This is a genomic window from Pseudacidovorax sp. 1753, assembly GCF_040544975.1.
Classification (GTDB): domain Bacteria; phylum Pseudomonadota; class Gammaproteobacteria; order Burkholderiales; family Burkholderiaceae_C; genus Xenophilus.
Window position 1 is genome coordinate 153,203 of the sequence record NZ_JBEPKY010000010.1, and the last position, 11,166, is coordinate 164,368.

12 protein-coding genes are annotated in these 11,166 nt (G+C 64.0%); 4 read left to right on the forward strand and 8 right to left on the reverse strand.

Going from position 1 to position 11,166, the window contains the following annotated elements:
• Nucleotides 1-24 precede the first annotated feature (24 nt).
• Nucleotides 25-1,068, reverse strand: coding sequence for a LysR substrate-binding domain-containing protein (locus ABIC63_RS14495; protein ID WP_354320265.1), 1,044 nt, complete (start codon nucleotides 1,066-1,068; stop codon nucleotides 25-27).
• Nucleotides 1,069-1,133: 65 nt separating this feature from the next.
• Here ABIC63_RS14495 and ABIC63_RS14500 point away from each other — a divergent pair, with 65 nt between their 5' ends.
• Entirely contained in the window at nucleotides 1,134-1,586 is a 453-nt protein-coding gene (locus tag ABIC63_RS14500) for an Lrp/AsnC family transcriptional regulator (protein WP_354320266.1), read from the forward strand.
• 37 nt (nucleotides 1,587-1,623) lie between these two features.
• On the forward strand, nucleotides 1,624-2,298 hold the full coding sequence (locus ABIC63_RS14505; protein ID WP_354320267.1) for an aspartate/glutamate racemase family protein: 675 nt from the start codon (nucleotides 1,624-1,626) through the stop codon (nucleotides 2,296-2,298).
• A 4-nt stretch (nucleotides 2,299-2,302) separates the two neighbouring features.
• Here ABIC63_RS14505 and ABIC63_RS14510 read toward each other — a convergent pair whose 3' ends face one another.
• The 4 genes from ABIC63_RS14510 to ABIC63_RS14525 all read right to left on the reverse strand — a co-directional run bounded on the left by ABIC63_RS14510 (nucleotide 2,303) and on the right by ABIC63_RS14525 (nucleotide 7,555).
• Nucleotides 2,303-3,550: an NAD(P)/FAD-dependent oxidoreductase gene (locus tag ABIC63_RS14510; protein WP_354320268.1), complete on the reverse strand. Its 1,248-nt coding sequence runs from the start codon at nucleotides 3,548-3,550 to the stop codon at nucleotides 2,303-2,305.
• Between the two features lie 57 nt (nucleotides 3,551-3,607).
• A complete protein-coding gene (locus ABIC63_RS14515) occupies nucleotides 3,608-5,359 on the reverse strand; it encodes a thiamine pyrophosphate-binding protein (RefSeq protein ID WP_354320269.1) in 1,752 nt (583 codons plus the stop codon).
• Nucleotides 5,360-5,433: 74 nt separating this feature from the next.
• The gene (locus ABIC63_RS14520; protein WP_354320270.1) at nucleotides 5,434-6,558 is read right to left on the reverse strand and encodes a saccharopine dehydrogenase family protein; all 1,125 of its coding nucleotides are present in this window, start codon (nucleotides 6,556-6,558) and stop codon (nucleotides 5,434-5,436) included.
• 307 nt (nucleotides 6,559-6,865) lie between these two features.
• Nucleotides 6,866-7,555 (reverse strand): hypothetical protein, encoded by a 690-nt coding sequence (locus ABIC63_RS14525; protein ID WP_354320271.1) that lies wholly within the window; start codon nucleotides 7,553-7,555, stop codon nucleotides 6,866-6,868.
• A 480-nt stretch (nucleotides 7,556-8,035) separates the two neighbouring features.
• On the opposite strand from ABIC63_RS14525, the gene ABIC63_RS14530 reads away from it, so the two are divergent.
• Nucleotides 8,036-8,827, forward strand: a complete 792-nt coding sequence (locus ABIC63_RS14530) for an alpha/beta hydrolase (RefSeq protein ID WP_354320272.1) — start codon at nucleotides 8,036-8,038, stop codon at nucleotides 8,825-8,827.
• Nucleotides 8,828-8,853: 26 nt separating this feature from the next.
• Entirely contained in the window at nucleotides 8,854-9,210 is a 357-nt protein-coding gene (locus ABIC63_RS14535; protein WP_354320273.1) for an alpha/beta hydrolase family protein, read from the forward strand.
• A gap of 300 nt (nucleotides 9,211-9,510) precedes the next feature.
• Here the strand turns inward: ABIC63_RS14535 and ABIC63_RS14540 are convergent, their stop codons facing one another.
• The 3 genes from ABIC63_RS14540 to ABIC63_RS14550 form a co-directional block, all read right to left on the reverse strand.
• On the reverse strand, nucleotides 9,511-9,882 hold the full coding sequence (locus ABIC63_RS14540) for a DoxX family protein (RefSeq protein ID WP_354320274.1): 372 nt from the start codon (nucleotides 9,880-9,882) through the stop codon (nucleotides 9,511-9,513).
• A gap of 94 nt (nucleotides 9,883-9,976) precedes the next feature.
• Nucleotides 9,977-10,438: a RidA family protein gene (locus tag ABIC63_RS14545; RefSeq protein ID WP_354320275.1), complete on the reverse strand. Its 462-nt coding sequence runs from the start codon at nucleotides 10,436-10,438 to the stop codon at nucleotides 9,977-9,979.
• A gap of 308 nt (nucleotides 10,439-10,746) precedes the next feature.
• Nucleotides 10,747-11,133, reverse strand: coding sequence for a RidA family protein (locus ABIC63_RS14550; protein WP_354320276.1), 387 nt, complete (start codon nucleotides 11,131-11,133; stop codon nucleotides 10,747-10,749).
• Nucleotides 11,134-11,166: the final 33 nt, after the last annotated feature.

Here is an 11,166-nt window from a genome sequence, read left to right on the forward strand (position 1 = left end):
GGAAGCTATTCGTGAAGAGCATCCCTAGCGGCGGCTCTTGCCCGCCTCGGCTTCCGCTTCCCGCACCAGCCAGTCGCGGAAAGCCAGCGCCAGCGGGTTCCTGCCGCCCGCATCGGGAATGGCGACGTAGTAGGCGCTGCGCGTGGCGAGCACTTCGTTCGACAGCGTGACCAGCCGCTCGCTGCTCAGCTCCTCCTCGACCAGGAAGCGCGGAACCAGGGCGATGCCGTGACCGCAGCCCGCCGCCTGCACCAGCATCGAGAACTGCTCGTAGCGCGGTCCGCGCATGGCGCTGGCCGCCGATACGCCGACCTGGTTGAACCACTCTGCCCATTGCGAGGGCCGGGTCGACTGCTGCAACAGCGTCAGCCCTGCGAGGTCGGCCTTGGTCCTGATGCGGTGCCGGCGCTTGAACTCGGAGCTGCACACCGGCAGCACGGTTTCGGCCATCAGGTAGGAACAGGCGGCGTCCGGCCAGAAGTCGTCGCCGTAGTGGATGGCGGCGTCGAAGGGCTCGCGCTTGAAGTCGAACTGCTCGGTGCGCGTCGCGTAGTTCACGACCACGTCGGGATGCTGGGCGACGAACCGGCTCATCCGCGGGATGAGCCAGCGCGTCGCGAACATCGGCAGCACCGCCAGGTTCAGCACCTGGCCGACACCGCCGAGCGTCATGACGCGCTGCGTGGCCTGGGAGATGAGCTCCAGGCCGCTTCGAAGATCTGCCGCATAGATGCGCCCAGCATCCGTGAGCACGATGCGCTGGCGCACGCGCTGGAAGAGCACGGCGCCGACTTCTTCTTCCAGGTGCTTGATCTGCCGCGACACGGCGCTCTGGGTGAGATGCAGTTCCTCGGCCGCGCGCGAAATGCTGCCATGCCGGGCTGCACTCTCGAAGGCCATCAGCACACCCATCGACGGCAGGAAATCTCTTCTAAACATCTTGCTGTATCGGTCTAAAGCAAAAGGCTTCGGTCGCGCCGCTTCCTTTGGCGAGGTACCGGTGTTCATTCCATTGGAACATGATTTGCTTCCGAATGATCGATTGCCGGCAACGCGGCGCACGGCCATGATGGCGCCCCAATGCCGCTCCCTCCGCGGTGACAATCGGCGATTCGACACTGGAGATGCAGGGCATGGACCTTCGCCTGGACGAGATCGATCGTCACCTTCTCACTCTTTTGCAGGCCAATGCCCGCGAGCCGGCCGCCAACCTGGCCCGCAAGCTCAAGGTGGCCCGCACCACGATCGTGGCGCGCATCGCCCGCCTCGAGCGCGAAGGCATCGTCGCCGGCTATGGCGTGCGACTGGGCCAGCGCCTGGAGCAGGCCGCGGTGCGTGCCTTCTGCGGCATCAGCGTGAATGCGCGCAGCGCGTCGGTGGTGATGCGTGCACTGGAGCGGCTGCCGGAGGTCGAGGAGGTTTGGGCGGTGAGTGGCCAGTACGACTACATGGTGCTGTTCCGCTGCGACACGCCCGAGCGCCTGGACGGACTGCTCGACCAGTTGGGCCTCATCGACGGCATCAACCAGACCCACACCTCGATGGTGCTCAGCCGCAAGATCGACCGGCGCACCTCTGTCAGTTGAGAAGCCGCCCCTGCGCTTCCGATTTCGCCACGCTCCCATGAACGCCCAACCCCTGGCGCCCTTCCTCGGCGTACTGATGCTCGACACCCAGTTCCCGAGGCCGCCCGGCGACATCGGCAATCCGCAGACCTTCGAGCGCGCCGGCGTGCCCGTGCGCTACCTGACGGTGAAGGGCGCATCGCCCCAGCGGATTGTGAAGGAGGCGGACCCGAGCCTTCTGCAGCCGTTCATCGACGCGGCGCACGCCCTGGTGGCGGCCGGCGCCGGCATGCTGACCACGAGCTGCGGCTTCCTGGCGGTCTACCAGGCGGTGCTGGCGCAGGCCGTGCCGGTGCCGGTGCTGACGTCCAGCCTGCTGCAGTGCCGGTGGCATCCGCGACCCGGTGTGCTGACCTTCGACGCCGCGTCGCTGTCGCCCGCCATCCTGCGGGCCGCGCAGGTGCCCGAGGGCACGCCGGTGCAGGGCGTGGCGCCCGGCTGCGAGTTCCACACGCGGATCCTGGGCAACGCGCGCCAGATGGACCTGGCGCTGGCGCAGCGCGATGTCGTCGCCGCGGCGCTCGCCCTGGTCGAGGTCCATCCCGAAGTCCGCACGATCGTCCTGGAATGCACCAATATGCCGCCCTACCGGCAGGCCGTGGCCGAGGCGACCGGCCGGGAGGTACAGGACATCGAGACGATGCTCGTCGCGGCCTGGCGCGAGCGGGCCTGACGGCTCAGAGTCCCCAGCGGGCCGGCGCGAAGGGACGGGGGTCGATGGGGCTCTCGGCACCGTCCATGAGGTTGGCCAGCAGTTGCGCGCTGCCTGGCCCCGTGCTCAGGCCGATGTGCTGGTGGCCGAAGGCGAACCACAGCGAGGGATGCGAGCGGGCGCGGCCGATGGCCGGACGGCTGTCGGGCAGCGTCGGGCGGCGGCCCAGCCAGGGTTCGCTGTCGCGGTAATCCGCCAGCGGAAAGGCCTCGCGGGCCGCCGTTTCGGCCAGCTGCAGCTGGGCGTCGGCTTTCGGCGCATCGATGTCGGCAAGCTCTACGCCGGTGGACATGCGCAGCCCCATCTCCATCGGCGAGAGCACGTAGCCACCGCCGATGTCGTAGACCGGGCGGCCCAGCGTGGCGTCGGGCCGGGCGCCGAAATGCCGGTGGTAGCCGCGCTCGTAGGCCATCGGGACCGACAGGCCCAGCGTGTCGCGCAGGAAGGTCCGGGACCAGGGGCCGAGCGCCACCACGAGATCGTCCGCGCGCAGGCGCCCGGCCGTGCCGGTCGCTTCCCACGCGTCCTGGCTGCGGTGGATCGCCTTGACCTCGTCGCGGACGATCCGGCCGCCGCGGGCCTGAAACAGCGCTGCATAGGCCTCGACCACGGCACCGGGGTTGTCGACGGAGGCCGCGTCCTGGATCCACAGCGCCTTCGGAAAAATGGGCGCGAGGTGCGGTTCGAGTGCCCGCAGTTCCTCGCCCGACAGGGTCTGCGTCTGGATGCCGAAGCGGTCCATGGTCTGCCGCGACAGCATGCCCGACGCATAGGCCGCTTCGGAGCGGTACAGAAAGATCCACCCGTTCGACCGCAACCGCGCCTGCACGCCAGCTTCGGCCATCCAGCGGTCGTGGAGCGGGCGGGACAGCGTGATCAGCCTGTCGAGCGCCTCCACCGTCTGCTCGAAGCAGCCGGTCCTGGCGCTGTATAGGAAGCGTGCCGCCCAACCCGCGTTGCGCAGCAGGAAGCGCGGGTCGTAGCGCAGCTGCGCGCTCGTGTTGCGTGCAAGCTTCGGCAGCGCTGCCCACAAGGCCGGGTTGTTCATCGGCATCAGCGAACTGCGGGCAAAGACGCCCGCGTTTCCGAAGGAGGTTTCGCGTCCGGGCGCCGCGCGGTCGACCAGCACCACGTCGCGGCCCCGTTGCTGGAGCTCGAGCGCACAGCTCACGCCCACCATGCCCGCGCCCAGCACCACCACAGTCTTTTTCATCGTCGTATTGTCTTCTGGCGGCCCGCCGGGCCGGGCTGGCCAGCGGGCGCCCGAGCCTCAGTGGTAGGCCAGGTCCTCGGGGGTGAGCGACAGCGGGTCGCGGCCCTTTTTGTTGAGCCAGGAATAGACCGGCGGCACGCGGTCGGCCAGCGACTCGATGCGGATGTCCATCAGGCAGGGGCCGTCGTAGGCAAAAGCCTCCTCGAGCGCCGCGACGAGCTGCTCGGGCGTCTCCACCGTCCAGGCCTTGAGGTCGAAGGCTTCGGCGATGGCCTGGCCCCGGGGCGTCAGGAAGTCGACGCCGAAGCAGTCCTCATGGCCCTTCAGGCGATGAAGGCCCTTGATCCAGCCGAAGCAGCCGTTGTTGAACAGCATCAGCAGGGCCGGCACCTTCTTGCGCACCAGCGTCTCCAGCTCGCCCACGGTCATGTTGAAGGAGCCGTCGCCGAACATGCCGATGGGGCGGCGTTGCGGGTCGGCATACCAGGCGCCCACCACGGCCGGGATGGCAGAGCCCAGGCCGCCGAAGGCGCGCGGGATCACGAAGCGCGTGCGGCGGTCGCCGATGCGCAGGAAGCGGGTCATGTACGGCGTGGGCGTGCCCGCGTCCGAGACGATGTGCACGGCCTTGCCGTAGGCGTCCAGCCGCTTGTTGAACTCATGTACCACGCGTTCCGGGCGCAGCGGGAAGGTGTCCGAGTCCAGGACTTCCTGCGCATGCGCCCAGAAGTTGGCGCGGTAGCCGTTGAGCTGGTCCACCCAGGGCTGGTAGCGGGAGCGGTCGAAGTCGGCCGGCACCGACTCCAGCACCTGGCGCAGCACGAGCTGGGCATCGCCCGCGATGGACAGCAGGTTCTCGAAGTTGTTGGCGAGCCGCTCCGGGTTGATGTCGATCTGCACCACGCGCTTGTTGAGCGTGGACTTGGGGAAGGTCCAGCCGACGGTGACCACCGAGCCCATCCGCGAGCCGATGAACACGGTGAGGTCGGACTCTTCCAGGGCGCGGTTGGCATGCGGATGGAAGCCGTTGTCGCCGATCACGCCGATGGCCAGCGGATGGTCGTCGGGTGCCACGCCCTGGCCGGTGATGGTGTTGACGATGGGGATGTTCAGTGCCTCGGCCACGTCGGTCAGCGCGCTGCCGGCGCACGAGCGGTTGACGCCGCCGCCCGCCACGAAGAGCGGCTTGTGCGCGCTGGCGAGCAGCGAGAACAGGCTCTCCAGCTTGCCCGGCGCCGGGCCCATGGGGAAGGCCGGGAAGGTCTTGCACTCGGGCTCGGCATGCAGCGAGATGGTGGCCGGGTCGATCTGCGCGAGCAGCATGTCCTCGGGGACCTGCAGGTGCACGGCGCCGGGCGTGCCCGAGCAGGCCACGCGGAAGGCGCGGCGGATGATCTCCGGCAGCTTGTCGGCCGTCTTGATCTGGATGGACATCTTGGTCACGGGTTCGAAGAGCCGCGCGCAGTCCAGCTCGGTGATCATGCCGCGGCCTTCGCCGGGCAGCGGCAGGTCGATGGTCAGCAGGATCACGGGCACCGACGAAGCGTTGGATTCGGCCAGCGGCGGCAGCGAGTACATGGCGCCGGCGCCCGACGGGCATTCGAAGATGCCGGGCTTGTCGGTGAGGCGGGCGTAGGCGTCGGCCATGAAGCCGGCCGAACGCTCGTCGCGGGCCATCACGTGCTCGATCTCGCCCTTCTTGCGCTGCAGCGCTTCATAGAACGGGACGTTGGTGTCGCCGGGAACGCCGAACAGCACATCGACGCCGTAGTTGATCAACATTTGAACGAGAACGTCTGCACCTAGCATGGGAGGGGATTCCTGATGGAGAAAAGAAGTGGGCAAGACAGTCCGGGGCGGCGGGCGCCGCCCCGGAAGAAGGCTCAGGCGAGCGCCGGCTCGCGCTCGGCGGTGACCGCCAAACTGCGGTAGTAGTGGCCCACCTTGGTGTCGAGGAAGGCACCGAGCGGCACGTGCTCCTGCCCGACGAAGCCGCGCTGCGGCAGCTGTCCCTTGAGCAGCAGTTCGAACACACCGACCACGCCGGCGGCGGTCGTCAGTTCGATGGCGGTGCGTGGCTTGCCGCGCAGCGTGGCGCCGAAGACCCGGGCCACGCGAGTCTGCTGCTCGAAGCGGCCGTCGCGCATGCCCGAGGCGGAGGCGAAGAGGATGACCACGTCCTCGCGGCTGTGCGGCACCGCATGCTCCAGCACGTCGCGCAGCAGGCCGCGGCGCTCGATCAGGCGCAGGTCGTGCAGCAGGAAGCTCATCGCGTCGCGGTGGCCGGGATAGCGGATGGTCTTGTAGTCGAGGTTGCGGACCTTGCCCTTGAGCGTTTCGCAGAGCGTGCCCAGCCCGCCTGAGGTGTTGAAGGCCTCGAAGGCCTCGGCGTCCAGCGTGAAGGTCTCATGGCCTTCGAGCGGCTGCACCGACAGCAACTGGCCGTTGACGATGGCGTCGCAGGGGTTGCAGTACTCGTTGATGACGCCGTCGATGCTCCACGTGAAGTTGTAGCGCAGGCTGTTCGTGGCATTGCGGGTCAGCGCGCCCACGCGCAGGCGCAGGTCGTACAGGTCGTCGAAGCGCTGGGCGAGGTCGCCGCCCAGCATGCCGATGACGCCGGGCGCCAGGCCGCTTTGCGGCATCAGGACGGAGCGGGCGTCCTGGCCCAGCGCCAAGATGGCGCGGGTGGCCGCGACGTCTTCGGTGAGGTCGAAGTAGTGGGCGCCCAGGCTGGCGGCGCAGGTGGCCACCTTGGTCGCCAGGAAGTAGGGCAGGGCGTTGATGACCACCGTGTGCTCGGCAATCATGGCCTTCAGCGCGGCGTCGTCCTCGACGTCCAACTGGACGCGCCGGACCAGCGGATCGTGCTGCAGGTCCAAGGGCGACGGCTTCGCGTCGCACAGCGTGATGGGAAGGTGGTGGTATTCGGCCACCATGTCGGCCACGGTGGCGCCGACCTTGCCTGCGCCGAGAACCAGCACTCTGGTTGCATGCATGTATGTCATGAATTGCTCCTCGAACTCTGAAGAAGATGTTGGAAGCGTAGGCGTGAATGCAGGCATGCGTGATTGCGCATTTCGACGTCAACGTGGCACAACACGTCAAAATGACGAGCCGATTGGTCTAAATGTCGATTTCAGAGCGTCGCGCGTGAGCCGTCGAATCGGCCCCGAGGGCTGGGCGTCAAGACGGCTGACTGTGCGATACAAGGAGCGCGGCGGTGCCGTGTGCAGCCGAGATCTCCCGCCGGTGCCTCGGCTGCGCGTCAACAGTTGAGCAGCTTCTTTGCCTTCACCCTCGGATCGGTGCCAATCACATGGCCGCCCTGTCTTGTGAAGCAGACGCCATCAGCGCATTGGTACTTCGGATCTTGGAGCACCTCTCCCGGCGCATCGCCGATCTCGCAGCGCAGTTCGGCGAAGTCGAACTCGGCGTAGTTCTGCACGCGGGCGCTGGTGTTGTACCAAATACCTGATGAGCCGCTGCGTACCTCGATGGGATAGATCGGATAGCTGGACGCACCCAGGGCCGCCACGAACACCTGGCCGCGGGCGCCGTCGGCCAGTGCCAGGGTGGTCCCGCGTAGTCCACGAACAGCTTCTCGCCGGCGCGGTGCTGCTGGCGCATGGAGAGCTTGAGCGTCCTGGCGTAGCGCTTGTAGTGCTCGCAGAACTGGGTGAAGCCCCAGGTGCGCGCGCCGGGGTGGGCGGCGCGGTATTCCTCCCACAGCAGCGTCAGCGTCACGCCCTTGCGGCGCAGCTCGACGTGCACGCGGGCGAAGTCGGGCTGGGCCACGCGGCGCTGCTCGGCCGAGGTGCCGAACAGGCGCCGCTGCAGTTCGGCCTGGCCCAGCGGCTCGACGGACTCCCAGCGGTTCAGGCCCGCAGCGCTGGCCAGCGCCACGTACTTCGCCACCACGCCCTTGGAGACCGACAAGCTCCGGGCGATTGCTTCATGCGACAGGCCGCCGTGCAGCTTCAGTCGCAGTACATCCCTGATCATGCGTATGTCCATCGTTGGCGGTGCCATCGGCGCTCCGGCTAAAGGCCGGCAGCCTATGGCGCCGCGGGTCAGTCATACGCAACCCTTTCATTCCCTCCAGACCTCGCCGGTCACGGCTCCGGATCACTCGGTCACGATCCCGAAATCGCCGGTCACGATCCCGGAACGGGCGGTCACGATGGGCCGAAATACGCACGCGACGCAACCGACTATATGCAGGTCGGGCGCATTTCCGCGTGTACAGCACGTAGGTCGGATGGTTGCTCGCACTCAATCCTGAAAAGGAGATTTTCAAATCTGCTTGTTGTTAGCTGGTGGGCATAATTTTAAATTTGGCTTCTTTTTTCGGGGTATCGCTGCCGTCCAAACTCCATCTGAGATGCAAGAGTTCATTACACGCCGCCCACCGCTTGCGGCCGCGACAGCGAGCTACGCCGCTCTGGGCGCAACCTTCGAGATGCACACCGAGGCTGGTATGGCATGGTTGCACCGCGCAATGCTCCCGACGCCGCGGTGCATTCCGTACAGGACCGTCTGATACAGGCCATGAACACGCCGGAGTCCAAGGCTGCGCCGATCAACTTGAGGTGGTGTTTCGGGTCTAGGATTCCGCGGAGCTTCGCAGGATGCTCGAATCAGGCGGCAGCAGTGGGCAAAAATTGTAAAAAGAATGGGAACCACCTTGGACGCGTCACCCGTTTCCGTCTAATCTCCGGAGCTATCCAACATCTGCTCCTGCAGCGGCTCGACTCGCGTCTTTATTTCCACCTGATCTCCATGACAGACGTTGAAGCACTTCTTCAAAACTACGGTAAGGCCTTTCTTGACAAGGCTTATAACCAACTGAATTGGGCAACTAATGCCGAGACCGTTCTTGGGCGGTTCGCTGCCTGCAGTCAATTGGCCAGGGACCGCATCGGTGCTCCGCGAATTTGTAGCTACGGCGATTCTGCTGTCGAGAATCTCGAATTATTCCAGGCCAAGAAAGGCAACGCCCCAATTTACATCTTTATCCACGGTGGGGCTTGGCGAGAAGGGGATGCTCATCAATATAGTTTTCTTGCCGAGGCGCCAATGGCCATGGGGGCACATGTGCTCATTCCTAATTTTGCGAACGTGTTGAATACCGGTGGCGATTTGGTGCCTATGGTGGATCAGGTCGCAGAGAGCATTGCTTGGGCCTACAAGAACGCGGCCTCCTTTGGAGGCGACAAGACAAGGATTTATGTTTCCGGTCACTCCTCGGGCGCGCACCTTGCGCTGCCGCGCTGACGAAGAATTGGCAGCGTTACTTTGGAGTGCCGGACGATGTCGTCAAGGGAGCGGTTCTTATTAGCGGGCTCTATGATTTGAAGCCCGTGCGCCTGTCGTCGCGCAGCGCATACGTGCGATTCGATGATGAAGTCGAACATCGGCTGAGTCCGATGCGCCATCTTGACAGGATTCGTTCGCCGTTGGTGGTCATTTATGGCACGAACGAATCGCCTGAATTCATTCGGCAGTCAAAGGAGTTCTCGGAGCTCGCGGCCGCGCGAGGAAAGCGGGTGCAACTGCTCGCAGCAAAAGGCTACAACCACTTCGAAGTGCTCGAGACACTGGCCAGTCCTTTCGGCTTGGCGGGCCGCGCTGCGCTTGCCCAGATTGCTTCTTCGTAAGGCCGTAATGGCGGCGCCAAGGGATTTCTGCTCCGTCAGTCTCTCGCCTTGTGCGCGACAAGCTAGCGGTGTGCCTTTTCCTCTCGCATGCTAGCGCGGTGCCTGATCACTCCTGATTGACCCCCCGCTCCACCGGCGGCCTGCCCTATGGCGATTCAGCGTACGAAATACATTGGACTCGATCGAACGCTCCGCCTGCGGCAGGTGAGGGAGGAATGATGGGTCGATGGTGCTTTTTTCACAGGATCCATTGCTATCGAAGGCGAACGGGTGATTGCCCCTCCGATGAACCGCGAGATCCTAAAGGACGGGGTGCAGCGCGACAATTATCAGGCAAAATGCCCAAAAAACATGGAATTCGCAACCGCCCAAACTCCAGTTCCATTTGCCGCCCGAAACCTTAAATGATGCTGCACCTGCGCAAAGCATAAAAGTCGCACCCAGCCAAGCTGCGTATGGTAACAGCAGGTTGAATATAAGTCCCACGGCTGAGATTACTTCGATAAGGAGCGACAAGGCGACGAACAACCTGACGGGGTGTAAACCTGCCGCTTGAAAAACGCCTTCAACGGTTTTCGTTGCGGTGAATTTGGCTATGCTGTGCGGAATGAAGATCAGCCCGCAGATGATCGCCAACTGCCTGACGGGGTCTGAGAGAGAATGGAAGTCCATTTTTTCTTGGCTGAATTCTGCCAATCCTTGTGGAGGTTAATAACATGCACCGTGCGCGTTCCGATTGGAACTCGCGCAAGTGCTGATCAATATTTTATTGATCCCCGACGACGGCTACGGCGGACACCTCGATCATCATTCCGACGAAAGGCAGGCTATGTACCGTAATAGATGTGCTCGCAGGGAAATTTCCTTCCGGCCAAAATTCATGTCGGATCGGAATGAGCGATTCCAGAAGTCGAGGATCAGTGAGATAGACAGTGATGCTGACTACGTCTTTCATGCTGCCACCGGCACGCTTCGCGGCTGCATCGATGGCTCGGAAGATGACCCTCGCCTGGCCTTCGAAGTCGCCAGCCATGGACTTCCCTTGCTCATCCTTGATGCCGACCTGCCCAGAAATCCAGACAGTCTTGCCGCCCTGGGTGGCAACCCCATTGGAATATCCCCGTGGCTGTCCGGCGTCAGTTTTGAAATAGTCTCGTGCGCTTGCCGCTGAAGCTAGAAAAAGAGAGCCGCATACTAATGCGGCCAATCCATCGCGAAATTTCATCATGGGAACCTTGCTTAATTGGCGCGAAATGACATCTTCCGCTCGCGAGTGGAAAAGGATCGCTCGCGGGTACTTTCAAATTCGCCGCTTGGTGTAGCCGTATGAGTTCATGCCGGGGGCTCATCTAGGTAGATAAGCGAACGAAGCCCGGCATGAATTGAGCGGGCGGTCAACTTTGAGCGTCCGCAACTGGCGGTGCTGCCCAGTCGAGCGCCTTGGAACTGTAAGGCGACGCGAGTGCGGAGGGGACTAGTTGCCGATATTGATCAAGAACTGTTTTGGTCTTCAGTCAGTCCGCCATCGCACTCTTGTCAATCCTTGACTGTGGCAATCGCCTCGATTTCCACGCGGGCTCCCATCACCAACCCAGCGGCTTGAAAAGTTGTACGCGCGGGAGGGTCAATTGGGAAGTACTCGCTGAACACTTGGTTCATGGCCGGCATTTCCGCAAGATCGACGATATAAATGACAACCTTGTGCACGTCCTGAAGTGACGATCCGGCGGCCTCCAGAACGGATTTGAGGTTTTCGCACACGTGCCGCGTTTCCGCTGCGATCCCGCCTGTGGCGATCTGCCCCGTGGCTGGATCCATGCCGAGCATGCCGGAGGTGTAGACCCAGTTATCCACCTTGATCGCTTGGGAAAGCGGCACCTTCACTGGGGGCACCTTGCTCGTATGGACGACGCTTCTCTTCATGTGTTGAACTCCGGTTAGTTTAAGTAAATTGCC